The sequence below is a fragment of the Clostridium sp. 16K-1-R1 genome (assembly GCF_023921145.1).
Lineage (GTDB): Bacteria > Bacillota > Clostridia > Clostridiales > Clostridiaceae > Sarcina > Sarcina perfringens.
Genome location: NZ_CP046515.1, coordinates 417474 through 443585, shown reverse-complemented (window position 1 = coordinate 443585; position 26112 = coordinate 417474). Strand labels below are relative to the sequence as shown.

The following is a 26112-nucleotide window of genomic DNA, read 5'->3' as shown; positions in this document are numbered from 1 at the left end:
TTCCTTTTGAATATTTTGAGTAGTAGCTTCTCCCTTCTTTTATATTTTTTAAATTTATATTTCCTTTAAAATCTGTCTATCCCACTTAATATCTCTCTATAATTTGTGCTTAATATATAGATTATAAATATTTAGTAATATATTTCTTGTACTTTATATTACTATACCTCTTATAAATATTGAGTTTTATATTTCTTTACATAACTCATTATTCTTAAAACTACCTTTATATCTTATAAACCTTTGGTTTATAGTAATAAGATTACGAAAATCTAAATAACTTCATATATTATTATGTCTCTAAAATTCGTGTATTATCTAATAAAGTACACTAAGATTTCTCCAAAGTTATTTAAGTAAATTCAACATATTACCCCTCAAACCAAACATAAGTTCGCATAATAATATTTTAATTCTCTCTCATTTATATGTCAAATTCTTTTTTTATAATAATTATTATCCTTGATTATTTTCTTAATTTTCAGACAATTAAGAATAATTCTCCATATTTTTCATATTATTATAATAAGAAAACTTTTAAAAGCCATCTCATTTATACATTAATATTAATCTTTTACTTTTAATAAATACTCCTCCAAAACAAAATCTATTATAAAAAAAATAAAGAGTGGTTAGCATGAATTTGCTCACCACTCTTTTATAGAATTTAAAGTATTAAGGCAATTTTATTGTTAATTCAGTAAACATTTTACATATACATCTATTAACAAATTCATTTTATCATGTATACTATAGGTATAGTTATGACATATGTCTTATAATATTTGCTTTTATAGGAGGTAAGCCATTGTTATTAGTAAAAAATGAAGAAAAGCTACTTGAAGTAATAAATAAATACGAACTTAATTCCATATTTTCACAAGAAATTATGCCCTTTTTAGAACTTCATATGTTTAAAAAAAATGAGCATATATGCTTTATGAATGAAGAACTTAATTACCTTTACTTTTTTGTTCATGGCAAAGCAAAAGTATACAAAACCTTACCTAACGGAAAGTCTTTACTTTTGGAATTTTATGAACCTGTCCAATTAATAGGTGATTTAGAATTAATATCTAAGATAAAGGCAAACTGTAATGTTAAAGCATTAAAATCTAGTCTTTGTATAGCTATTCCTATACAAGCTGTAAATTCAATAGCTCTTAAAGACCTTAATTTTCTTATGTACATAACTAAAAACCTTTCAAACAAACTTGCAAAATGCTCTGTAACAAGCTCCATAACTATTACCTATCCACTTGAAACCAAACTTGCTAGTTATCTTTTAGCAATGAATAGTAATAATATAATTATGATTGATAATTATTCAAATTTAGCTGATTTATTAGGTACAAGCTATCGTCACTTAAACAGAGTTTTAAATAAATTAGTTGAAAAGGGAATAATTTTAAAAGATAAAAATGAAATAAAAATTCTTAATAAAGAAGAGTTAGAAAATATTTGTGTAGACTTAAATTAACCATAATAAAGTAAAAGAACCCATTTATATTTAGATAATAACTATTTATCAAAATATAAATGGGTTCTTCTTTTTTATACTGTTTTATTAATTTTTTCAATTTTAATTTTTAATCTATACTTATTAACTATAAAACTTACTATAAATAATACTATTGACACTATTAGATTATTTAAAAATCCAGATATATTAAATCCAATAGTAAATATATCGGCTATATATACTATAAATGCATTTACTAGAAAAAGAAATATTCCAAAAGTAAGAACTGTAATTGGCAAAGATATAATTTGAAGAATCGGTCTTAAAGTAAACCCTAGTATAGTAAAAATTGCTGAAAATAGAACTATATTTAGCACACTTTTTGCTTCTCCAAGATTAAAAAGGTAAATTAATATCAATACCACTACTAGATTAATAAAAAAATTACTAATTATCCTCTTCATTTTTCCTCCTATACTAGTTTAATCTTTATACTTATATTTTCTTTTCCTAAACTTAAATCAAGAATTTCACTTTCTTCACACGCTCTAAATTCCTTTAATGCTTCTAAACCACCATATAGATAATTAATATAATTTTCTAATTTTCTTAATCTAAATATCCACTTTAGAAAACTTAATAAATCTATAATATCATTTAAGATAAGATTAATCACAGCAATAGGAAGGCTAATTCTTAACCAGTTAATACTAGGTAAAGTTATTTTTATATAAACAAAATTTTTCTTAGTCAACATAAATTTTTACTATAACTTTTCCATCATCTTTATTGTTTATATCAACATCACAGATAGTTGGATCATCTAATTCACCATTTTCAATTTCTTCAATTACTTTTTTAAAGTCAATATCCTTTAAATTAACTCCACCTTTTTCAATATTATTCATAGCATCTTCTGGTATAAATTTAGTAAATCCACTAGCAACCTTTATTAAACTTAGAGGAATACTTAAATTAACTTTTACTTCCTCATTTTCAACTTCAACTTTAACTTTAAGTGTTTTGTATATCTTTTTCTTTATAACAAACTCTTCTTTATTTTCCCCTAAGGCATTTAATAATTTCATTCCCTCTTCTGGACTAATCTTACCTTCACTTATCATCTCTAATATTTTTTTCTTTTCATCCATAAAAATTCTCCCCCTTTATTTTAATTTCTCTAATTCCTTTAAAGCTTCACTAGATGTTATTTCTCCTCTATCTAGCTTTCCAAGTATAATCTCTCTCTCCCTTTTTTTATCCTTTTTTTCATCTTCTAATTCTTTATCTTCAAACCCTAAAGCTGTTATTAATTGATTTAATCTACTCTTTACAGTTGGATAGGATATATCTAGTTCTTTTTCTATTTCTTTTATACTTCCTTTGCACTTAACAAATATCTTTAGAAAATATTGCTCTTCTGGAGTTAAATTACAAAAATCACAGCCCTTAAATTCACCTTCAATTTTAGTTTTGCATTTTTCACATTCTAATTTAACTATTTTTAGTTCACTATTACACACTGGACATTTGCTTGGTCTTACGTATCTCAAAAAAACACCTCCTTTTATATACATTATACTATCTTAAATTAATAAAAATCAATATATAAATTAATTTTATTAATTTATATATTGATTTATTTAATATAAATATTAATTATTTTAAGTTTTGTTTTTGTTTGTTTAAAATAAACATTAATTTTCATTGCAATAATAATTCATTGCCTCACTTAAAAAGTTAGTAAATCCTTCTCCATATTTATCTATATTCTTAGTAAACCTTTCATCATAAATATACATATCTGCAAGCCCTTTAAATATCTCAATACTACATTGGTAGAAATTTTTACTTATAAGCATTCTCCACTGATGAACTAAACTCTGAACCTCTTCATCTGAAACCTCTCTATCCATGAGTTCTGCTAAATTTTTATATAAATCATCTATTTCTCCCATTATATTATTCCAGTCTTCTTTTGAATATTTACTTGTTTTTTCCTTTGACTCCTTATAAGCATCACTTTTTCCATACTTATTTTCTACTTCTTCCTCATAAAGTTTATTGTGTTTTTCTATATCAAATCCTTCAAACATCCCTTTTTTGTTCATTATAAATTCCCCTTCCATATCTTTAATTGTGTTTTCTATGGTCTCAACTATTTTATTTAATCTATTTCTCTTATCTATTATGAATTGTTTTTGTGTCCTTAAAGTTTCCTTTAAGTCTAAATTTTCATTACTTAAAATCTCTTTTATTTCTTTTAAAGAAAAATCTAATTCACGGTAAATTAATATCTGTTGAATAAGCTTTAGATCATTGTCATTATATAATCTATATCCAGATTCACTTATAGCTGTAGGTCTTAAAAGTCCTATTTTATCATAATGATGTAGCATTCTAACTGATATTCCTGTTAATTCTGAAACTTCCTTAACTCTATACATATAACCACCTCCTGGAATTTATATTACTCTCTAACACAATGTTAGAGTCAAGGAGAAAATATTAATATTACTAATAAATATATCCTAAAATAAAAAGGTTACACTCACTTAATATGAATGTAACCTCTTAACTAAATTAATATAATTTCTATTTTTTAAATATTATTACCCACTTATTTCTATGTCTTTAGTTAAATTAACCACCCAAACCTTTGATAGAACTCTAGGCAATCCAAAGATGGCTTTAACTATTTCTTCTGAATAAGTAAATAATACTAACATATATATTGGAAAGCCATTTATTGCTCCAAAGAATGTTGATGGTATTGATACAAGCCACATACAGCCAAATTCTAGTGCAAAGGCATACTTTGTATCTCCTCCACTTCTTAATATTCCTACAATGACAAGAATATTAAATGATTTTAAGCCCATTAGAACTCCCATTATTACAAAAATTTTGCTTAAGTCTCCAGCCATAGTTGAAGATGTACTATAAACTTTAAGTAATATTGGAATACTTAATATTAACATTCCTCCTAAAATACTTCCCACAACAAAAACTATCTTAGAAAACTTATTAGAATAATCTATAGCCCTATCAGTATTATCTGCACCAAGCTCATTGCCAAGCATAATAGCTGCTCCAGTAGCAATACACATAGCTAACATTATAAATAAATTAGCTGTGCTAGTTGCAATCTGACTTGCCGCTATTGCTGATGTACCAACCATTGCATAAGCTACAGAGTATGAAACTGATCCAATAGCCCAAGCGAAGTCATTTATAAATATAGGCATTCCCTTAGACATATAAACTTTGAAAAAGTCTTTATTTATTCCTTTAATATCATTTATATTAAACTTAATTATATAATCTTTATCTTTTAAAATAACATATCCAACTAGTAATAAGCATTCTATTATTCTGGCAAATACAGTAGAGATAGCTGCTCCCTTAACACCTAACTCTGGGAATATACCTATTCCAAATATTAAGCAATAATTAAATATAATATTTATAATAAGAGAAGCTCCACTACAAAACATTCCTAGTTTAGGATTTCTCACAGCCCTAGCCCCTGCACTTATTACCATGCTCAAGGCTGTTAAAGGATATGAAATAGCAATAACAACTAAATAATTTTTACAAAGTTCAACTACTTTTGGGTCAGTAGAAAAGATTCCTATTATAAGCTCTGGAAAGAAAAATGCTAAAACAAAGAAAATAAAACTAAATCCCACACATAAAATAGTACTTAGTCCCATAACTTTCTTTATACTTTTTCTATCATTGCTCCCATAAAATTGAGATATAAAAAGTCCTGTAGCTCCTGTTAATCCTATTAATCCCATATTAAATAAGAAAAACACCTGATTAGCCACACCAACAGCTGCTATAGATTCCTCACCTAAACTACTTATCATAACTGTATCAATTACATTTACAGAAGTTGATATAAAGTTTTGAACTATTATTGGAATACATAAAACTAATAATACCTTATAAAATTCTCTATCTTTACCTACTAGCTTCTTTTTTAGAAATAAAGTTACTCCTAATATAATCAAAGCTGTAACAAAGAAATAGACTCCAAAATACATTGGTGAAAGTCCAAACAAAAAATCTCCCCCTAATTCATATATTTTATTTTAAAAAATTTATCTAATGACTAAAGAATTCATCAGATAAAAACACTATATCATAATAACATGATTCTTAATAAGAAATAAATCTCAGTAAAAATTATTCAATATAAAAATATAAAGTACTACATGTAAATCCTCCACCAGCTTTTAAAATCTCTGAATAATCTAAATAAAACACTTCAAAATCAGCCTTTTTTAATATATGAAACACTGTTTTATTTGAAGTCAATATTCTCCCATCACCTAAGGCTACTATATTAGCTCCTAGTTCTTCAGATGTCTTTTTATCAATGTTATAACAAGTTTTTATTCTCTTTTTAATTTTATCTTTATCATATAAATAATCACTAATTATGCATTGATCCTTACCTAATATATTAAAAACACAATCTAGATGAAGCATCTTTTCCTTATTAAAATTTATTTCTATAATTTCATATCCCATATTATATTCATTTATATATTCTTTTAGTTCCTTAATCGCTTCTAAGCTAGTTCTTTTGCTTAATCCTACAAAGATGTAATTTTCATATACTATTACATCTCCACCTTCTATTTTATTTTCCATTCTATATACTTTTAAGTTATGATTTTTTATATACTTTTCTAAGGCTTTAGTTTCTTCTATTCTCTCTTTGTTGCTCATACTAGAAATAAACAATGTATCCCCTATAACAAAACCTACATCCCTTGTAAAAACTTGATTCTCCCCATATATAGGTTCTAAAAGTTGAACTTTAACCCCTTCTCCGCTAATTAAATTTATAAAATTATTGTATTGTTCATACATTAAAGGATAATTTATTTGTACCTTCCCCTTAACTTTAAAATTACAAGGATAACACACTATTACAGTTTTAAGTTTTCCATATCCCTTATTATTTCTTATTTCCATACTTTCACCTCATTTTATACAAAATACTTATTACTTATTATTTGAAAATTATTATTCATATATCCTAGTAATTTATTCTTACTAATATTAAATAAAAAACTCCATGAAAAAGTCTTTGCACTCTTAGGTGGATATAAAAACATTGTTGTATTCTTTTTATATATTTAAATAAGGACTATGTCACTCTTGACATAGTCCTCCTTACTTTTCATCACAAACCTAAATTAACATTATTCTTTTCTTAAATTATTTATAGTTAATTTAGTAACTATAAACCTTATTTTTTCATAGGAAACATCCTCTTCTAGATTTTCCTTAATAGGTTTTAACTTGCTATACCCAACCTTATCTATGGCATCTAAAACCAATTCTTCTTCTCTTTTTGAAAATAAGGAATCAAAATCTATTTCAAAGTCTATTTTATTTCCCTCTTCTAAATATTGCTGAATATGAGAAAGCACTGTAGTAATAGAAGGTTCTCTTTCCTTTGCAATAGTATGAAACTTATCCCCTTCTCTAAGCATATCTATAGTAATTTCAAAAGACTTTTTCTTTCCATCTTTACCATTACTTTTTTTAAATTTTTCTTCCAGCTCATCCTTATTAATTTTTAATCCTGATTCCCACTTAACCTCAATATTGTTTACCTTAACATATTCCTTTATTACATTTAAGAACATTTCTCCATACTTAAGTATTTTCTTTTCCCCAACACCACTTATTTCTGAAAGTTGACTCTCATTTACTGGTATTCTTACACTCATCTCTTTAAGTGTATTATCACCAAATACTATATATGGAGGCACCCCTTCTTCTAAAGCAATTTCTCTTCTTAAGCTTCTTAATAAATCAAACAATTCATTATTTTTAGATACGCTCTTAGCTTTTATTTTTTCCTTAAACATAACTTTTTCATTACCCTTAAGAATATCTATGGAGCTTTGATTAAGTCTAACTACAGGGTACTCCCCTATATAATCTATATATCTATGCGAAATTAGAGTGTTTATAAAGTCCTTAAGCCCTTCTTTAGAATAATCCTTCATTATGCCATAGGTACTTAGCTGATCTAACCCTAAGTCAATTATCTTTTTATTTTTTGAGGCTCTTAAAACATCTATTATTACTCCTATTCCAAAGGGTCTTTTCATCCTATAAACACAGGAAATAACTTTTTGAGCATCTATTGTTTTATCAACTAATTCTCCTTCCATTTCACAATTGCTACAATTATGACAATCTTCCTCTAAGTCTTCTCCAAAATAATTAAGTATAAATCTTCTATAACATCCATTGGAATAAACTAAATCCATCATTGTTTGTAGCTTACTTAATTCATTTATTTTTCTTTCAGGATTTAAAGTTCCAGTTTCTATTATATATTTCTGTGTCTGAACATCTCCTGGTGAAAAAATAAGAATACACTCTGATTTTTCTCCATCTCTTCCCGCTCTTCCTATTTCTTGATAATATCCTTCTATATTTTTAGGCATATTATTGTGAATTACATATCTTATATTTGGCTTATCTATACCCATTCCAAAAGCATTAGTAGCAACCATTACACTTACCTTATCAAAAACAAAATCCTCTTGATTTTTCTTTCTTTCCTCATCAGAAAGTCCAGCATGATATTTTGTGCACCCTATTCCTCTTGAATTTATAAGCTCACATAAGGAATCTACCTCTTTTCTAGTAGCACAATAAATAATTCCAGAAACATCCTTATTTTCTTTTAAATAATCTAATATATAGTGAGCCTTGTTAACTCCCTTTTCTATTATTATTTTTAGATTATCCCTATCAAATCCGGAAACAAAAACCTTTGGATTATTAAGCTCAAGTAATTTTACAATATCTTTTCTAACTTCCTCTGTTGCAGTTGCTGTAAAGGCTGAAACTACAGGTCTTTTTCTTAAAAGATTTATAAACCTTCCAATAAATTTATAACTACTTCTAAAATCATGCCCCCATTGAGAAACACAATGTGCCTCATCAACAGCCACCTGTGAAATATCTATATTAGAAACTAAATTTAAAAACTCCATAGATTCAAGTCTTTCAGGTGCTACATATAATATTTTTATATGTCCATCTTTAACACTTTGAAATATATTATTTATCTCTTCATTACTAAGAGTAGAATTTATATATGCTGACTCTATTCCCATACTATTTATGGCATCAACTTGGTCTTTCATAAGAGAAATAAGTGGTGAAATTACAACTGTAACCCCTTCTAAAATCAATGCAGGAATTTGATAACAAATTGATTTTCCTCCACCAGTTGGCATTATAGCTACAACATCATTTCCATTTATAATCTCATTTATTATTTCCTCTTGTCCTTTTCTAAACCCACTATATCCGTAAAAACTTTTTAAAATCTCTTTCGCTCTTTTCAATATTTCTCTCCTTCCAATTTATAAACCAACAAAATTATTTGATAAACACTACTTATTTTCATGCTCTAAATTAAGTAAACACTCCTTTTTGCTTAATCCTCCACCATATCCTGTTAATGACCCATCTTTTCCTATAACTCTATGACAAGGAATTATTATAGGAATAGGATTTTTATTATTTGCTCCTCCTACTGCCCTAACAGCCTTTGGATTTCCTATTTTCTCAGCTATTTCTTTATATGAAACTGTCTCTCCATAGGGAATATCTCTTAAAGCATTCCATACCTTTCTTTGAAATTCAGTTCCCTTTGCTAAATCAACCTTTACTGAAAACTCACTTCTTCTACCACTAAAATACTCTTCTAATTCTATTTTACACTTTTCTATCTCTTCACTAATAAATTCTTCTAAACAATTATCATCTTCTACAAAATTAATCTCTACTATATATCCATCTGACTCTATTATCTCTAAAATTCCTATAGGAGAATTGTAATATCCCTTTTTTATTAAACTTTCCTTCATAAACATCATCTCCTTTTTAATTATTTACACATATTAAACTAAAATTAACATTATCAATATTTAAACATGCATTTATTATCTATAGATTAATAGTGTTTGGCTAAATATATAAATTAATTATACTATATATTTTTCATATAAAATTTTATATATTCTACTAATAATAATTGTTATAAACATAAAAACTAAAACTTCTAAAATATAAAAATAAGGCAAATAATATCTAATATTACTTGCCTTACTTTTATTATTTACCTACTATTAATTTTTAAGCTTGTCTTTTTTTCTATATAACTTATTCTATACTAATTTTGTGATTTATATTGATTATAATATTCAGATAACAATTCTAAAACTTGTTTTGCTATTTTCTTATATGCCTCATCTGGCAAGTTAGCTTCAGAAACACGCAATATTCCTGGTGCTGCTCCAAAGCCTACTCCCTCCATTAAGACTACTCCATTTATCTCTGCTAAACGTAATAAGAAATCAATAGGTTCAAAATTTTCCTTTAGATATTCCTTAAACTTATGATCATATAAATCTCCAGCTAACTCATAAATATCTATTAATGAATAGTATTTAGCATTTTCTCTACTATCATCTTCTTTAATTCCTAGGGTATTGCATAAATCATGATATCTCTCTCTTACTAAATTTTTAGAGCTTTCTATATATGGATCTCTGCCCTTAGTAATCAATGAAGTTAAAGCAAATAAAGCCATTTGAATTTGTTGAGGTGTTGATAAGCCTGAAGTGTGATAAAGTCCAACTGAACGGCTATCTGCAACAATCCTCTCAATAAATTTAAACTTTCTTGGTTCAAAAGTTACAAGGCCATATCTTTTCTCTAAATCCTGTAATTTTTCCTCTGGTAATTTACTTATTAACTTATCAAAAACATTGTTTTCATTAGCAGCTATTAATCCTAATCTCCACCCTGTTACACCATATAGTTTAGAGAATGAATAAACTAATAAGGTATTATGAGGTGCTACTGAATATATGGTCTTAAAGTTTTCAACAAAGGTTCCATAAACATCATCAGTTATTATCATTAAATCCTTACGTTCTTTAACTATATCAGCTATGTGATTTAAAGCCTCTTCACTTAAGGCCTTAGAAGCTGGATTTGAAGGATTTACAAAAAATAAGGCTTTAATCTCCTTATCTCTTAACTTGTCTAATTCTGAATCCTCTATAACCCAATTATTTTCTTCCTTTGAAATTAAATCTACTTCAACCATCTCATAATCTTTTAATTCTGGTATTTGTAAGTAAGGTGTAAATATTGGAGTGTTTATAGCAATCTTATCTCCAGCTTTTATTAGTCCATTTTCTTTTAATGAATTAAATATATAGCATATAGCTGCTGTTCCCCCCTCTGTTGGGAATACATTGGTTTCCTTAGCTAATTTTACTCCTCCAAAAAGTTCTTTTTCTAAATACAATTTTAAAATCTTTTCTGTATTTACTAAACATCTATTTGGAACTGGATAATCATTCCCAATTGCTCCATCCACAAATTCTTTAACTAATTCATCTTTATTAACACTTAAAGTTTTAATGCTATAATCTATGGCATCACGTAAAAATTTATCTACTTCATGACCCCCATTTAAGAAATCCATTAATCTTTCATATATACCATCTAAATTGGTGTATCCAGCTAAATTTCCCTCATGTATAGTTCTTCTTGATTCAAAAACACCAAATTCCACTATTCTACTTAAGGCTAGTCTTCCTTCAGTATTTATCCAGTTAGGATTTCCTCTTCCTGCATTCAAAAATTTATTGTGCTTTTCATTGTTTTTAGCTAACTTTAACATCTTGCTACTAATTTCAAAAGCTCCTAATCCTTCTAGCTTTTTTTCAAGATCTTTTGTTATCATGAATAACCACTCCTTATAGTAAATTATCCCCAAATGGTTTATACCTTTATTTTAACACTTTGTTAACTTTTATGGTTAAATTCCCACATTATTTAAGCATAATTTTCCTATAAAGATACAAAGTCAATCCCTTTAATAATTACTATATTCCACTAAGATTTTAGAATTATTACTCTAAACATCCTTATGAAAATTATATAGGTATTTTCTTTATACTATTTGTAAGTTTTATAAAAAGTTATTTTAATACAAACCCTTAAATCTTATTTTGGTATAGCCCTATAATACAAAACTATTAATAATAAATATTATTCTCCAGCTACAGAAAGTTCCTTAATAAGAATACTTGGACTACCATATCCAGAAGTTACTCCACTTTCCTCTAAATCATTTCCTACCTCTTCAATATTATTTAGTAAATCAAAGAAGTTTCCTGCAATAGTTATATGTTTTATTGCCCCTTTTAAAACTCCATTTTCTATTTTTATCCCCTCAGCAGCTAAGGAAAAGTCTCCTGTTACTGCATTTGCTCCTGAATGAAGACCTGCTAAGTCTATTATATAAATTCCATTTTCCACAGAACTTAAAAGCTCTTCAAATGACTTATCCCCTTCTTTTATATAAAGATTAGTAGGACTTGCCTTTACTGTAGATTTAAATCCTGCTTTAAAACCATTTCCAGTTGGATTAACCTTTGACTTCTTCGCAGTTTTCAAACTGTGTAAAAATCCTTTAAAAACTCCATTTTCAATTATATTTTTAACTCTTGTAGGCACCCCCTCATCATCAAAGGAACAAGTTGAAATTCCTCCCTCTAAGAAAGGATCATCCACAAGGGTAACTTTATTAGACGCAACCTTCTCTCCAATTTTATCCTTTAAAAGCGTTTTGTTCTCTTGAGCTATATGACCTAAGAAATTATCTTCCATAGTTCTTATTAAGGCAGCCATAACTTCTCCATCTATAATAACTTTGTATTTACCTGATTTTATGGAAGTAGCTCCTTTTTTTCTTAAAGTATTGTTTATTGCTTTCTTCATTAATTCATCTATATTAACATCATTTAACTTAGTTGAAACCCTAGAAACTCCATCTACAATCATATTTTCTCCATCTTTAGCTATAGGAGAAATTGAAGCTTGAACAATAGTTTTTTCTTCTTTTAAATCAATTCCTTCTGAATTAACTATTACTCTCTCTAACTTAGTTGTATTAAATTTAGTGTACTCACTTTTTATTATTTCAAAATTTATCTTTGATGGCTCAGTACTTAACTTTAAAGCCTTTTCTATTTGCTCCTTTGGAGTTAATTTACTAATATTTTCATCATAGGAATTTACTTCTACATACTTGGCTTTATCCCCAAATATAAACTCCTCATCTTCACTTTCTACAAGTTCAGCACATTCAATTGCTTTTAAAAGTAAGATTTCTATTGATTCCTCATCTAATTTCTCTGTATATGAGTATCCCATTTTTCCATTATATATACCTCTAAAAGAAACTCCTATAGATGTACTTAGGCCGTATCTTTCAACCTCTCCATTAGATGAAGTAATATTTAATGATTCACTTTTACCATAATATAATTCATATTTTTTAAAATTAAGCTCCTTAGCTCTATTAAATAATCTTTCTTTAAAATCCTTAAATTCCATAATAACAAATACCTCCTATCTTCCCCCAACTGTGATTTCTTTAACTCTTAAAAGTGGCTGACCTACGTTAGTTGGGACTGCTCCACTTAAGGAACCACAAACTCCTTGCCCATGATCTAAGTTTTTTCCAACCATATCTATGTTCATTAAGATATCAGCACCATTTCCTATTAAACTAGCTCCTCTTACAGCCCTATCAATCACTCCATTTTTAACTAAATATCCCTCAAGAACGTTAAAATTAAAATCGCCAGTTATAGGATTTACTGATCCTCCACCCATTTGCTTAGCATATAATCCATTTTCTATAGATTTTATGATTTTTTCATTATCGTCTTCTCCATTTGCTATAAAAGTATTTGTCATTCTTGAAGTAGGAGCATATTTATAAGATTCTCTTCTTCCACTTCCTGTAGAAGGCATACCCATTCTTCTTCCATTAAACTTATCAATCATATATGACTTAAGTATTCCATTTTCTATTAAAACTTTTCTTCTAGTTGGTTCTCCCTCATCATCTATATTTAATGAACCCCATGCATTAGCTATAGTTCCATCATCTATTGCAGTAACCTTTTTAGAAGCTATTTGCATGCCAAGTTTATCACAGAATATAGAATTTCCTTTAGCAACAGCAGTTGCCTCAAGGGAATGGCCACAAGCTTCATGGAATATAACCCCACCAAAGGAATTTTCAATGGCTACAGTCATCTTACCTGCTGGGCAATAATCTGCATGAAGCATTGTTACTGCTGACTTAGAGGCTTCTTTTCCTAAATTACTTAAATCTATAGTATCAAAAAACTCAAATCCCATAGATGCCCCTGGAGATCTTGTTCCGGCTTGATTATCTACTCCATTTGAAGCTATGGAACTTATGGCTATTCTTGATCTTATTCTTCTATCTTCAGTAAATAATCCTTCACTATTAGCAATTAAAACCCTTTGATCCTCATCCTTCATAGTAACTGTAACTTGAGATATCTCATGATTATATCCCTTTGCTCCCTTATAAGCTTCCTTCATTTTCTCAATTTTCTTAGCTGAACTTATAGATGAAGGAACATATAAAATAGGATGAATATTGGTATTTATTCTTTCAACTAAATTTAAATTAACTGTATGTCCATCTATAACGTCCCCTAAAGCTAAAGCCGCCTTTTTAGCAGTATTAACTAAACTCATAAGGGAATCATCATTTGTATATGCATATATGCACTTTAGTCCTTTAAAAATTCTTATACCAATTCCATAATCTTTTCCTGAAATAATATCCTTAACAGCCCCTGAAGTTAATACAATATTATTATTTAACTTTTCTTCAACAAAAACTTCTGCAAAGTCTCCTCCTGTACTAAGAGCTACAGAAAGTACTTTTTTAATAGTATCTTTACTTAACATAAAATCACTCCCCAAATTAATAAACAATTATCTTTAATAAGATTATGCCTTGTTTTAAATATTTAATTCTATTTTAATTGTATAAACATGAAAATTATATAATTAAAAGAAATATTATCATTATAAAAAATTTTAAATTAATTAGCTTTTTCAATCCATCTTAAAGTTATCATCTATTTACATAAGATTTGAAAAGTGACATACAATGTTAATTAGCTTAAAATATAGGTTATTGAACTTATTTTTAAATTAAAGGAAAAGAGGAATTAATGTGAGTATTACTAAGGAAAGATTCTTTAATGAATTTAAGAAAGATCAAGCTACATATGATGAAATTCATGAAAATATATTAGATGGGGTTAATATAGGCGGGGCTAATTTTATCATATTAATGTGTGCCATAATAATAGCCTCTGTTGGTTTAAATATGAATGCTACTGCTGTTATTATAGGTGCAATGCTTATTTCTCCACTTATGGGGCCAATAATAGCCATCGGATATTCAGTAGGAATTTATAATTTAAAGCTTTTAAAAAAATCTGCAATTATACTAATAATAGAAATATTCATAAGTATAACTACTGCCACTATTTATTTTTCTTTAAGTCCAATATCCAGTGCAGGAAGTGAGATTTTATCTAGAACCGCCCCTAATATATGGGATGTAATAATAGCTTTTACTGGAGGAATTGCAGGAATAATAGGTATAACTCGTAAAAAATCAGGAAACATTTTACCTGGAGTTGCCATAGCAACTGCCTTAATGCCTCCACTTTGTACAAGCGGTTATGGTTTAGCCACTAAAAACATTCATATATTCTTAGGTGCAGGTTACTTATTTTTTATAAACTCATTTTTCATAGCACTTTCAACCTTACTTGTTGTGAAATTTATGAAAATACCAACTAGAAATACTTTATCAGAAGTAAAACAAAAGAAACTAAAAAAAATGATCATAGTTTCAACCATTTTAGTTACTATACCAAGTTTAATCTCAGCAGCAACTATGGTTAATAGCTTTTTAAACAATGCTAATCTTAGTAACTTTATTGAAAATGAAATGCCTTCTGAATATATTCTTAACAAGGAAATAAACACAAAGAATAAAACAATAGACTTAGTTATAATAGGTAACACCATAGATAATTCAGAGGAAGAAAAATTACAAGAGGCATTAAAATATTATAATTTCAGCGGATATAAACTTATAATTCAACAATCAACTGATAATTTCCCTGAATTAAAAATGTATTTAGATAAAATTAAAGAACAGGATTCTGGTTTTATAGGTGATTTAGAAATAAATAAAGGAAAAAATAACTCTAGTATCAATAATAATGTTACATCAGCATTAAACTCAGTTACTTCATCATTACCAGGAAAGTTTGATGACATAACTAAAGTTTACAGTGGAGTTTTAGATAATGAATTACCTGTGTTTATTATAAATCACTCTAAAGATTACATTGATAAAGATGCTATTAAGGCTTATATTCTATCTAACCCTGAATTAAAAAATGCTAAAATTTACTTTGAAAAAGAAGATTCAAATAAGGAAAATACAAAACCTCAATAGCTTTTATATTAAGAAACTTCTAAAAGGTAATTTTTAAAAAAACAATAAAAAAAATGATTCTAAAAGAAAATAGGAAATTTTAAACTTCATAATATAAAACACAAATAAAGAGCTACAAAAGATTTTAAAATAATTTATGAGTTCTAAAGGTTTATAAACCCTTTAAAAAACTTATAAATTTAAAATAACTTTTATAGCTCTTTTTATTTATATAACTTAAAAGACTTTATTTCATTTTAAATATAATCAAACTAAAAATAATTAAAAACATACTTTTATTAGCTTTATAACTCTTTTAATTTAATTAATTCTAAAATAAAATCCCTATATTAATTATCATTGTTTTTATTTATTAATGAATGCTTTCTTCCATAAATTAAGTAACTTATGATTAATAAAACTAAAACCACAATAAATATTTTCCATGTTTCTTCTGATAAATTGCCCATTAAAAATAAGCAACTAAATGCCCCTAATAAAGGAATAAATGGCACTAATGGGGTTTTAAATCCTCTTTTTACATGAGGATATTTTTTTCTAAAGGCTATTAAAGATATACAAACTAAAGTATATGTTAATAAAAAGGCTATATTAGCAAAGTTAGCTAACTGTCCTAGATTAAAAAATCCTGCTAATAAGGCACCTATTATACCAACAGTCCATAAGGCTGTATATGGCACATCTTTTTTATCAACTTTACTAAAGAATTTTGGTAATAATCCATCTCTACTCATGGCTAAAAGTATGTGTGATGTTGTAAAGTTCCCTGCAAATATTACAGCAAGGATTCCTATTACAGTTCCTAAGGATACCACAAAAGCAACTCCACTTTGCCCTACTAATTTTAAAGCATAGGATAATGCATCACCAACATTTAAATTAGTATATGAGGTTACTCCTGTTAAGACTAAGGAGACAGCTATGTATATAATTGTGCATATTACTAAAGAACTTATAAGACCTAATGGTAAAGATTTTTGTGGATTTTTAACCTCTTCAGCAGCTGAGGCCGTTGCATCAAATCCACAATAAGCAAAGAATAAAGAAGCTGTTCCAGTGACTATACCCTTAACTCCAAAGGGAGCAAATGGATGCCAATTACTAGTGTTTACATGAAAAGCTCCAACCCCTATGAATAAAGCAATAACTGCAATCTTTATAAATACCATAATATCATTAACCTTCTTACTTTCTTTAGTACCTAAAGATATTACAAAAACTATAAATAAAATTGATATCATTGCTGGTAGATTTACTATTCCCCCTTCACTTGGAATAGCTGTAAATGTCTTTGGTAATTTTATTCCTAGAATATCTAAAAGACTTAAAAGATAAGCTCCCCATCCCGATGCTACTGTGGCTGTGGACAAGGTATATCCAATAACAATGCATAATCCTGATATATATGCAATAATCTCACCTAAGGAGACATAAGTAAATGAATAAGACCCTCCAGCACTTGGAATACTTGAACTAAATTCTGCATAGCATAAAACAATTATAGCCGCCGCAATTCCTCCTCCAATAAATGCTATGGAGGTAGCTGGTCCAGACTGTTTAGCTGCAACGATCCCAGTTAAAACCATAACTCCAGTACCAATTACTGACCCAACACTCATCAGTGTTAAATCCAAAGCACTTAGGGTTCTTTCCTTATTTTCATTTGCTTCGCTAAGTATTCTTTTTAAGCTTTGCTTTTTAAAAATCTCCATAAATTAATCACCCTTTTAAATTTAGTAAATTTTGCTTTATACATTATATGTTAACACTTTATTCATTATTAAGAAATATTTTATTACATAAAAAAAGGCTGCATCTAAATAGATACAGCCTAATCAATAATTTATAATATTCATTTTAAGTCAGGGATTTTTAAAATTTATATTATAATTTATTAGCTAATTAATTTTGATTTATAAATTTCAACTTAAATACATTGTTTATTCTTTCTTTATCTAATTTCAACTCTAATATTATGGCAGCTATAATTATTAATATAGCACCAACTATTTGCTTACCATTTAATACTTCTCCAAAAATAAAGAAAGCAAATATACTTGATAGTACTGGTTCCATAGAAGCTAATATACTGGTAACACTAGCCTCTATGTATTCAGTTGATTTTATATAGAATGTATTAGATATAAATGTACTTAAAATACCTATAGATAATATATTTAATATGACCACCCCAATATTAGGTGCATTTGCAATTATATCAAATGATTCTTTAAAATCTGTAAATAAACCTATAAATATACTTGCAAATATATAGCCATAAATAAGCAATGTGTCTTTTCTATAACCACTAAAAAATTTAGGAAATATTATTTGAAAAGCAAATAAAAATCCTGTTCCTAATCCAGCAGCTATTCCTATTGCACTCATATTAAAATGTCCTAAAGACATATTTGAAACCATTATGCATCCTACTAAAGTTAATAGGATAACAGATCCCTTTTTCATATTGAACTTTTCACCAAAGAATAATACCCCAAAGATTGTTACCCATATTGAGTTAGTAAACATCAATACTGTAGCTACAGATATAGGTATATATTCTACGGACAAGTTATATCCAATAAAACATAAGGCAAAAGTTCCTATTCCATATAATGCTGAAATAGCTAAGCCTCTTGGATCTATCTTTAAAATTTTTCTATCAGTTATCATTATCCAAATAAAAAAGCAAATAGAAGATAAAAAACTTCTACTAAAAGCTATAAACATTGTGCTTAATCCCGCTTCATATAGGATTCTACTGCTTATGCCCATTATGCCCCAAAAAACTGTCGCTATTAAAACTAGACTTATTCCCTTCTGCTTATTGTTCATTACAATTCCTCTTTTTCTAAGTTTTTAACACAAATTCTATTATATACTTATTAAGAAAATTTAAAAGCTCCAAAAATGACATTTTACTTTTGTTAACTTTCATTTTCTACCCTATTATATAATTTTAGTTGTTATATCTTAAAATTGCTCAAATTAGCTTATAATGTGGTTCTTGATTAAAATTAAAAACTTTTTACTTTCTTAAAAGTTGTCAGTTCTATATCATTTTTGAATGAAAATTTTAATAATTATTCAACACTAAGTTTATAAAATTAATTTTTTTAACACTTTCATAAAATAAATCAAAGCTCTATATTTTTATAAAGAAAAAGAAGCTGCATCAAAACTAATAAATAAAACTTATGAATATATAAAACTTCATATTATTTTTAAGCTTTATTTACATGTTATTTTGATACAACTTCTTTAAACAATATCTTTATATTTATTATGTAACTAACTTATGTGCTAAAAGTTTCTATAAATTATTTAAAGTAAACTTTATTATCTTCTAATTTATCTATTATTGCAAGAGATTCAACTCTTACCCCTAAATCTTCTAAAACTTTTCTTCCGTCTTGGAATCCTTTTTCTATAACTATTCCTATTCCCACTAACTCAGCACCAGCTTGCTCAACTAAGTCTATCATTCCTTTAGTTGCACATCCTTGAGCTAAGAAGTCATCAATTATTAAAACTCTTTCACCTTTATTTAAGAATTGCTTTCCAACTCTAACTTTGTAATCTTTTTTCTTTGTAAATGAATGTACATTTGATTCATAAACATCTTTATCTAAATTTAAACTTTCAGTCTTTTTAGCAAAAACTACTGGAACATAATCAAAGTATTGAGATGCTATCCCTGCAATAGCTATTCCTGAAGCTTCTATTGTAAGTATTTTATCTACTTTTTCACCTTCAAATCTTTTTCTAAATTCCTTACCAACCTCATTAAGGAATTTTATATCCATTTGGTGATTTAAGAAACAATCAACTTTAAGTATGTTTCCCTCTCTAACTTTTCCTTCTTTTAATATCTTTTCTTTTAATGCTTCCATCTTCCTTTTCCCCCTGCTATAAAAATTATTTCATTATAATAAATAACTCTGTTTAGAATTTTCTCATTGAATCTATTAAAGCTCTATGTAGAGGCCTACTTTACTACAAAGATAATTTCTATAAAGCATATTAAAAAGAAAGCTTTATTAAAGCTTTTACATAGTAATTTTATATGAATTAAAAAAATTCCTAAGCCAAAAAGCCTAGGAATATATAATAATCTCACAAAAAAATATAGAAATCACCTATATATTCGTAGTTAGGATGTTTACGGCCTCCTAGTAGAAACACTCAACCCATATCGTCGAGCATATACGATATACTTATATAAGTACATATTAAGTTATTAAATAGTATTATAACTACTTATTCTTTCAATGTAAAGTTTTATCACTAAAAAAATTTTAATGAACATAAGAAACATTAAATAACCTATTTAGTTTATTATATCTTAGAAATGAAACATTACTAATTTTATATTTTCTAAAAATGAAAACTTTAAAACTTACTCTGATAATTTTAAAATAGAGTTATTATATATATAATCTTATTTGAAATCTAGTCTTGGAATAATCGTCCAAACTCTCCTAATACGCTACCTTCCCCAACATCTCTAGATCCTGGAACTTGAGGTGCAGATGAAACAACCTTAGATGCAAGTCTACTAAATGGTAAACTTTGAATCCAAACTTCTCCTGGCCCTACTAAACTTGCAAAGAAAATCCCTTCTCCTCCAAAGACAGCATTCTTTATTCCCTTAACATACTCTATATCATAATTTACATCCTTTGTCATAGCAACTAAGCATCCTGTATCCACTTTTAATTTTTGTCCTGGTAGAAGTCTCTTTCTAACAATAGTACCACCAGCATGAATAAAAGCCATACCATCTCCCTCAAGTTTTTGAAGTATAAATCCTTCTCCCCCAAAGAACCCAGTTCCTAATTTTCTTCTAAAATCAATTCCTATACTTACTCCCTTAGCTGCACATAAAAAAGCATCCTTTTGGCATATAAGTTTACCACCATAATTTCTTAAATCTACTGGAATTATCTTTCCTGGATATGGTGAAGCAAAGGCAACCTTTTCTCTTCCTAATCCCATATTTGTAAATGCAGTCATGAATAAGCTTTCCCCTGTTAAAACCCTTTTAGCAGCTCCTCCTAACTTTCCAAAAAAGCCACCTGAGCCACTATTGCTCCCATCGCCAAAAATAGTTTCCATCTCTATGCTACTATCCATCATCATCATTGCTCCAGCCTCGGCAACAACAGTTTCTCTTGGATCTAATTCAATCTCTACAAATTGCATATCATCTCCAAAAAGTTCAAAGTCAATTTCATGTGAATTCATCATATACACATCCTCCAATAAATAAATCTATTCCAACACTAAATCATAATTTTATTTTAAATACTATCATAGAATATATAACTTCTACAATAAAAATATTCTAAGAAATAAAGCCCTTATTATGCTTTTCGTAATTACTAAAGCCTTTATTCACATATCTTTATATAAGCTCATAGTATTTATTAAGATGGTTTTCAAAATCTTAATAAAATCATAGTATTTTCGTAATAAAAACTTATTGACAGACAACTCAAAGAGATATAATATGATATTAAACTTAATAATACTTAATATCTATTGTATTAAGAGGGAGTAGTTGCAAGTTATAATATCAACATCGCGGTTAACGAAAAGTTACCTGGTATTATACACCAATTTGGTTACAAGACTTTTAATATAATCTAAGGAATTTAAGGTATTTTATATACTATTCCTTAGATTATATTAGGAGTCTTATTTTTTTGCCTCCTATACATAGATATTATTTGTTAGAAATTATCCTTAATCAATAATTTATATTAAAGAAAGGAGATAATAATATGAAGAAAGTTTATTCAAAATCAAAAGAAGAACTTTTTAAAGAACTCGGTGTGAACAAGGACGGTTTAAATGACACTGAGGTTAAAAGCATGGAGGAAAAATATGGTAAAAATGAATTAGTTGAAGGTAAGAAAAAATCTACTTTCCAAGTATTTCTTGATCAATTTAAGGACATGCTAATAATAATTCTTATATGTGCTGCCGCTATTTCAATGTTTTTAGGAGATATTGAAAGTGCTGCTGTTATCATATTCGTATTAATAGTAAATGCTACTCTTGGAACTATTCAGCATCTTAAAGCTGAACAATCATTAAGTAGCTTAAAAGCTCTCTCCTCACCTTCTACTAAGGTGCTTAGAAATGGTGAAAGAATAGAAATAGACTCAAAGGATGTAGTTGTTGGAGATATTATCTTTCTTGAAGCTGGAGACTATGTTCCTGCTGATGGTAGAATTCTTGAAAACTATAGCTTACAAGTTAATGAAAGCTCATTAACAGGAGAATCTGAAAGCATAGTTAAAATGTCTGAAATAATAAAAGGAGAAGAAATTCCTATTGGTGATAGAAAAAATATGGTCTTCTCTGGAAGCTTAGTAACTTATGGTAGAGCTACTATTTTAGCAACAGCCGTTGGTATGGATACTGAAATAGGTAAAATAGCTCAGTTATTAAATGATACTAAGGAAAAGAAGACTCCTCTTCAAGCTAACTTAGATAACTTTGGTAAAAAGCTTGCAATTGGAATACTTGTTATCTGTGCAATAGTATTTGCTCTTAGTCTTTATAGAGGTGAAGCTATTATAGATGCATTCATGTTTGCAGTTGCCTTAGCAGTAGCTGCTATCCCAGAAGCTTTAAGTTCTATAGTAACAATAGTTCTTTCTTTAGGAACTCAAAAAATGGCTAAAGAAAATGCCATCATAAGAAAATTACAAGCAGTTGAAGGCTTAGGTAGTGTATCTATTATATGTTCAGATAAAACTGGTACATTAACTCAAAATAAAATGACCGTTAAAAAGATTTTTGTTGATGGAAAAGTAATAGATTCAAATGAATTAAATTTAGAAAAGAAAATAGATAATGATTTATTAACTATGAGTTTACTTTGTAATGATGCAATTACAGATTGCGAAAAAGAAATAGGTGATCCAACTGAGGTTGCCCTTGTAAACTTAGGTGATTTATACGGAGTAGATGAACTTGTTCAAAGGGATAAATTTAAAAGACTTGGTGAAATTCCTTTTGATTCAGATAGAAAACTTATGAGTGTTGTTTATAACATTCATGGTGAAAATATTATAGCTACTAAGGGAGCTGTTGATGTTCTTCTTAAAAGATCTACTAAGATTGAAACTTCTGAAGGGGTTAGACCTATAACTAAAGAATATATAGCTAAAATAGAAGAAATTAACCAAGAATTCTCAAAAACAGGTCTTAGAGTTTTATCTTTTGCATATAGAAATATTGAAAGTAGAACAGATATAAAACTTGATGATGAAAATGACTTAACCTTCATAGGTCTTATATCAATGATGGACCCACCAAGAGAAGAATCTGCTGAAGCCGTAAGAGCTTGTATAGAAGCTGGAATTAAACCTGTAATGATAACTGGTGACCATAAAATAACAGCTTCTGCCATAGCAAAACAAATAGGTATATTAAAAGATGAAAGTGAAGCTATTGAAGGTTCTGCTTTAGATAAAGTTAGTGACGAAGAACTTAAGAATATGGTAGAACACATTTCAGTATATGCTAGGGTTTCTCCAGAGCATAAAATAAGAATAGTTAGAGCATGGCAAGAAAAAGGCAATGTAGTTGCCATGACTGGTGATGGTGTCAATGACGCCCCTGCTTTAAAACAAGCTGATATAGGTGTTGCAATGGGTATTACAGGATCTGAAGTTGCTAAAGATGCCGCTTCTATGGTCTTAACAGATGATAACTTTGCAACCATAGTAAAAGCTATTGAAAATGGTAGAAATATTTACTCAAATATTAAAAATGCTATTAAATTCTTATTATCTGGTAATACTGCTGGTATATTATCAGTATTATATGCTTCCATATTAGCATTACCAGTTCCATTTGCTGCGGTACACTTATTATTTATAAACCTTTTAACTGATAGTTTACCTGCAATTGCTTTAGGTCTTGAACCTCATAAAAAAGAAGTTATGAAAGAAAAACCAAGAAAAGCTAATGCTTCTATATTAACAAAAGACTTCATTACAGATGTATTATTTGAAGGTGTAGTTATTACTATTGTTACTATGATAGCCTTCCATATTGGATTAAACCAAGGTGGACCTCTATTAGCAAGTACAATGGCCTTTGCTACTTTATGTTTATCAAGACTTGTTCACGGATTTAACAGTAAATCTAAAAAACATGTAGTATCAAAAGAATTATTCTCTAATAAATATTTATGGGCTGCATTTGGTGTAGGATTTGTACTATTAAACATTGTTCTTTTAGTACCTGCATTTGAAGGATTATTCCAAGTTGCTCCACTTACACTTAATAACTTATTAACTATATATGGATTATCATTATGTACTTTCATAGTTGTTCAATTTGTTAAATTTATAAGAGAAAAATTTACTGAAAATAAAACAAACACTGTTCAAGAATCAAATAAAGAAAATAGAGCAGCTTAATTATAGTTTTCTATAGACCATGCCAATTCGGTATTAGCATGGTCTATATTTATATCTAATAATACCAATTAAGAATAGACAGGAGGATTATTTTGCATGGAGTTTTTAGGATCTCTATTAACATTTTTAATTGATATTGTAGGTTCCTTTGGATACTTTGGAATCTTATTAATAGTTGGGTTAGAATATGCTTGTTTCCCATTACCTAGTGAAGTGGTTTTAACCTTCTTTGGTCTTAGTGCATCTCAAGGAGAATTTTCACTTATTGGAGTTATAATATTTAGTATTATAGGTGGATTATTAGGTTCATTAATCTGTTACGCCATTGGCTACTATGGTGGTGTCCCTCTTCAAGAATGGTTAGGACGTAAATTTCCAAGCAGTCAAAAAAGTATGTTAGCATTAAATAAATGGTTTAAAAAATATGGAAAGCCAGCTGTATTGCTAGCTAGGATAGTTCCACTTACTCGTACATATGTATCTTTATTAGCTGGCGCTGAGAAATTCAGCTTAAAATATTTCATCTTATACTCTTCTTTAGGTATAAGTATTTGGAACATTTTTTTAGTTTCCTTAGGATATTTTATAGGTGATAATCTACCACTTATAAATTCAATAATGGAGAAATACACCTTTGTCACTTTAGCTATTTTAATTATTGCTGTGATTATTTTCATTTATCTTAAATTTTTCAAAAAAGAAAAGAACACATCAAAATAATTATAATTAAAAAGACTATGCTAAAATCTTATTTCTTAGTTTTAGCACAGTCTTTTTTTAATTAAATAACAATCTCAACTTTTATTCTAAATTATCTATTTCACTACTTATTATTCATTTAATCTTTCTTTAATTAAATAATAGTTTTATCAATTATGATAAAATTTATTTTTATTCCTTTGTATATTTTTATTAAATAGTAGTGTTAGCACTTCTTATTCCTTTATAGAAAAGATAGTAAGTTAACATCATATATGGTTGTAACCAAAGCATACCTATTCCAAAAGTAAGGAAAGATAATATCATCCATCCTATAAAGCTTAAGTTCATAACTATATACTTCCATCTATATCCCTTAGTTATATTAAAGCTCATTTCTATAGCTTCCATTACTCCAACACCCTCATCTTCTGTCAATATCATAGGTACAGGGAATAATATTGCCTCTATAAAAAATCCTAAAGCAACTAAAATAATAAGAACTACAATAAATACTACGATGCTTTGACTAGCTATAAAAGCAACTGAAAATATCATTGTAAATATAATCCAACCTATTCCTACAACTAATCCAATTAAAATATCACATAATAAAATTTTAAGAGTAGTCTTGAAACTTATTAAGCATTCTAAGTATTTTACTTTTCCCTCTGTTTCATTTAGCTTAATACAATACTTTATAAAGCTTCCAGTTAAAAATGTTGAGATTAGTGCAATTATAATCCACCCGAATACAGGTATTGGAGATAATAAAAAACTTAATAAAAATGTTGAAACAAAAAATAACAAACATGCTCCTACAGCATTTTCCCATCTTCCTCTTAATAATTCTTTGGCTTTTAGTTTACACTCTACTCTATCAGTCACTAAATAGCGCCTCCTAAAAATTGATTGCTTAATTAAATACATCTAATTACTTTTATATTATTCATAACCTTTAAAAATTAACACAAAAACTTAAGGAATATATTAAAATATAAATTTCACTTTATTATCTGATATAATTTAAACAATAGGATTCCTATAAAACTATGATT

At 27.8% G+C, this 26112-nt stretch carries 21 protein-coding genes and 1 riboswitch; of the genes, 4 read left to right on the top strand and 17 right to left on the bottom strand.

The window, feature by feature from the left end; genetic code table 11:
* Nucleotides 1-808: 808 nt before the first annotated feature.
* The gene (locus GOM42_RS01960) at nt 809-1480 is read left to right on the top strand and encodes a cyclic nucleotide-binding domain-containing protein (RefSeq protein ID WP_003458068.1); all 672 of its coding nucleotides are present in this window, start codon (nt 809-811) and stop codon (nt 1478-1480) included.
* A 74-nt stretch (nt 1481-1554) separates the two neighbouring features.
* On the opposite strand, the gene GOM42_RS01955 is transcribed toward GOM42_RS01960, so the two are convergent.
* From GOM42_RS01955 to GOM42_RS01900, 12 genes are all read right to left on the bottom strand, one after another.
* Nucleotides 1555-1926: a phage holin family protein gene (locus tag GOM42_RS01955; protein ID WP_003458048.1), complete on the bottom strand. Its 372-nt coding sequence runs from the start codon at nt 1924-1926 to the stop codon at nt 1555-1557.
* Between the two features lie 8 nt (nt 1927-1934).
* Entirely contained in the window at nt 1935-2219 is a 285-nt protein-coding gene (locus GOM42_RS01950; RefSeq protein ID WP_003479024.1) for a hypothetical protein, read from the bottom strand.
* Nucleotides 2209-2613: a hypothetical protein gene (locus GOM42_RS01945; RefSeq protein ID WP_003458015.1), complete on the bottom strand. Its 405-nt coding sequence runs from the start codon at nt 2611-2613 to the stop codon at nt 2209-2211. Before GOM42_RS01945 ends, GOM42_RS01950 begins: the two co-directional genes overlap by 11 nt.
* Nucleotides 2614-2628: 15 nt before the next feature.
* On the bottom strand, nt 2629-3015 hold the full coding sequence (locus GOM42_RS01940) for a DUF2089 domain-containing protein (protein WP_003458031.1): 387 nt from the start codon (nt 3013-3015) through the stop codon (nt 2629-2631).
* A 144-nt stretch (nt 3016-3159) separates the two neighbouring features.
* Entirely contained in the window at nt 3160-3909 is a 750-nt protein-coding gene (locus tag GOM42_RS01935) for a MerR family transcriptional regulator (protein ID WP_003457974.1), read from the bottom strand.
* Between the two features lie 165 nt (nt 3910-4074).
* Nucleotides 4075-5532, bottom strand: a complete 1458-nt coding sequence (locus GOM42_RS01930; RefSeq protein WP_003457991.1) for an MATE family efflux transporter — start codon at nt 5530-5532, stop codon at nt 4075-4077.
* A gap of 124 nt (nt 5533-5656) precedes the next feature.
* Nucleotides 5657-6454: an arginine deiminase family protein gene (locus GOM42_RS01925; protein WP_003458093.1), complete on the bottom strand. Its 798-nt coding sequence runs from the start codon at nt 6452-6454 to the stop codon at nt 5657-5659.
* A gap of 230 nt (nt 6455-6684) precedes the next feature.
* Nucleotides 6685-8859, bottom strand: a complete 2175-nt coding sequence (gene recQ / locus GOM42_RS01920; protein WP_252597688.1) for a DNA helicase RecQ — start codon at nt 8857-8859, stop codon at nt 6685-6687.
* A 48-nt stretch (nt 8860-8907) separates the two neighbouring features.
* Nucleotides 8908-9384 carry a methylated-DNA--[protein]-cysteine S-methyltransferase gene (locus GOM42_RS01915; protein ID WP_003458082.1) on the bottom strand — a complete coding sequence of 159 codons (477 nt, stop codon included), beginning with the start codon at nt 9382-9384 and terminating at the stop codon, nt 8908-8910.
* Nucleotides 9385-9689: 305 nt separating this feature from the next.
* Nucleotides 9690-11276 (bottom strand): bifunctional aspartate transaminase/aspartate 4-decarboxylase, encoded by a 1587-nt coding sequence (locus tag GOM42_RS01910; RefSeq protein WP_003458011.1) that lies wholly within the window; start codon nt 11274-11276, stop codon nt 9690-9692.
* A 308-nt stretch (nt 11277-11584) separates the two neighbouring features.
* On the bottom strand, nt 11585-12934 hold the full coding sequence (locus tag GOM42_RS01905; RefSeq protein ID WP_003458070.1) for a TldD/PmbA family protein: 1350 nt from the start codon (nt 12932-12934) through the stop codon (nt 11585-11587).
* 15 nt (nt 12935-12949) lie between these two features.
* Complete coding sequence (locus GOM42_RS01900; RefSeq protein WP_003458022.1) at nt 12950-14335, bottom strand: TldD/PmbA family protein; 1386 nt, start codon at nt 14333-14335, stop codon at nt 12950-12952.
* A gap of 271 nt (nt 14336-14606) precedes the next feature.
* Between GOM42_RS01900 and GOM42_RS01895 the strand changes: the two genes are divergently transcribed.
* Nucleotides 14607-15911 carry a TIGR00341 family protein gene (locus GOM42_RS01895; RefSeq protein ID WP_003457973.1) on the top strand — a complete coding sequence of 435 codons (1305 nt, stop codon included), beginning with the start codon at nt 14607-14609 and terminating at the stop codon, nt 15909-15911.
* Nucleotides 15912-16240: 329 nt separating this feature from the next.
* Here the strand turns inward: GOM42_RS01895 and GOM42_RS01890 are convergent, their stop codons facing one another.
* The 4 genes from GOM42_RS01890 to GOM42_RS01875 all read right to left on the bottom strand — a co-directional run bounded on the left by GOM42_RS01890 (nt 16241) and on the right by GOM42_RS01875 (nt 21158).
* Nucleotides 16241-17623, bottom strand: a complete 1383-nt coding sequence (locus tag GOM42_RS01890) for an amino acid permease (RefSeq protein ID WP_003458003.1) — start codon at nt 17621-17623, stop codon at nt 16241-16243.
* Nucleotides 17624-17813: 190 nt separating this feature from the next.
* Nucleotides 17814-18746, bottom strand: a complete 933-nt coding sequence (locus GOM42_RS01885; RefSeq protein ID WP_003458020.1) for an EamA family transporter — start codon at nt 18744-18746, stop codon at nt 17814-17816.
* A 485-nt stretch (nt 18747-19231) separates the two neighbouring features.
* The gene (locus GOM42_RS01880) at nt 19232-19804 is read right to left on the bottom strand and encodes a xanthine phosphoribosyltransferase (protein ID WP_003458080.1); all 573 of its coding nucleotides are present in this window, start codon (nt 19802-19804) and stop codon (nt 19232-19234) included.
* Nucleotides 19805-20041: 237 nt separating this feature from the next.
* Nucleotides 20042-20144: riboswitch (purine riboswitch) on the bottom strand.
* A 219-nt stretch (nt 20145-20363) separates the two neighbouring features.
* Nucleotides 20364-21158, bottom strand: coding sequence for a TIGR00266 family protein (locus tag GOM42_RS01875; RefSeq protein ID WP_264547906.1), 795 nt, complete (start codon nt 21156-21158; stop codon nt 20364-20366).
* A gap of 539 nt (nt 21159-21697) precedes the next feature.
* Between GOM42_RS01875 and GOM42_RS01870 the strand changes: the two genes are divergently transcribed.
* A complete protein-coding gene (locus tag GOM42_RS01870) occupies nt 21698-24355 on the top strand; it encodes a calcium-translocating P-type ATPase, PMCA-type (RefSeq protein ID WP_110035036.1) in 2658 nt (885 codons plus the stop codon).
* A gap of 96 nt (nt 24356-24451) precedes the next feature.
* Nucleotides 24452-25075, top strand: coding sequence for a DedA family protein (locus tag GOM42_RS01865; RefSeq protein ID WP_003458062.1), 624 nt, complete (start codon nt 24452-24454; stop codon nt 25073-25075).
* 192 nt (nt 25076-25267) lie between these two features.
* Here GOM42_RS01865 and GOM42_RS01860 read toward each other — a convergent pair whose 3' ends face one another.
* The gene (locus GOM42_RS01860; RefSeq protein ID WP_003457977.1) at nt 25268-25942 is read right to left on the bottom strand and encodes a DUF975 family protein; all 675 of its coding nucleotides are present in this window, start codon (nt 25940-25942) and stop codon (nt 25268-25270) included.
* Nucleotides 25943-26112 lie beyond the last annotated feature (170 nt).

Bases quoted from the DNA above. Each gene is read 5' to 3' on its own strand.
- GOM42_RS01890 (WP_003458003.1), bottom strand. From the start codon at position 17,623: ATGGAGATTTTTAAAAAGCAAAGCTTAAAAAGAATACTTAGCGAAGCA.
- GOM42_RS01925 (WP_003458093.1), bottom strand. From the start codon at position 6,454: ATGGAAATAAGAAATAATAAGGGATATGGAAAACTTAAAACTGTAATA.
- GOM42_RS01885 (WP_003458020.1), bottom strand. From the start codon at position 18,746: ATGAACAATAAGCAGAAGGGAATAAGTCTAGTTTTAATAGCGACAGTT.
- GOM42_RS01935 (WP_003457974.1), bottom strand. From the start codon at position 3,909: ATGTATAGAGTTAAGGAAGTTTCAGAATTAACAGGAATATCAGTTAGA.
- GOM42_RS01870 (WP_110035036.1), top strand. From the start codon at position 21,698: ATGAAGAAAGTTTATTCAAAATCAAAAGAAGAACTTTTTAAAGAACTC.
- GOM42_RS01880 (WP_003458080.1), bottom strand. From the start codon at position 19,804: ATGGAAGCATTAAAAGAAAAGATATTAAAAGAAGGAAAAGTTAGAGAG.
- GOM42_RS01915 (WP_003458082.1), bottom strand. From the start codon at position 9,384: ATGAAGGAAAGTTTAATAAAAAAGGGATATTACAATTCTCCTATAGGA.
- GOM42_RS01900 (WP_003458022.1), bottom strand. From the start codon at position 14,335: ATGTTAAGTAAAGATACTATTAAAAAAGTACTTTCTGTAGCTCTTAGT.
- GOM42_RS01865 (WP_003458062.1), top strand. From the start codon at position 24,452: ATGGAGTTTTTAGGATCTCTATTAACATTTTTAATTGATATTGTAGGT.
- GOM42_RS01950 (WP_003479024.1), bottom strand. From the start codon at position 2,219: ATGTTGACTAAGAAAAATTTTGTTTATATAAAAATAACTTTACCTAGT.
- GOM42_RS01905 (WP_003458070.1), bottom strand. From the start codon at position 12,934: ATGGAATTTAAGGATTTTAAAGAAAGATTATTTAATAGAGCTAAGGAG.
- GOM42_RS01910 (WP_003458011.1), bottom strand. From the start codon at position 11,276: ATGATAACAAAAGATCTTGAAAAAAAGCTAGAAGGATTAGGAGCTTTT.
- GOM42_RS01875 (WP_264547906.1), bottom strand. From the start codon at position 21,158: ATGAATTCACATGAAATTGACTTTGAACTTTTTGGAGATGATATGCAA.
- GOM42_RS01955 (WP_003458048.1), bottom strand. From the start codon at position 1,926: ATGAAGAGGATAATTAGTAATTTTTTTATTAATCTAGTAGTGGTATTG.
- GOM42_RS01945 (WP_003458015.1), bottom strand. From the start codon at position 2,613: ATGGATGAAAAGAAAAAAATATTAGAGATGATAAGTGAAGGTAAGATT.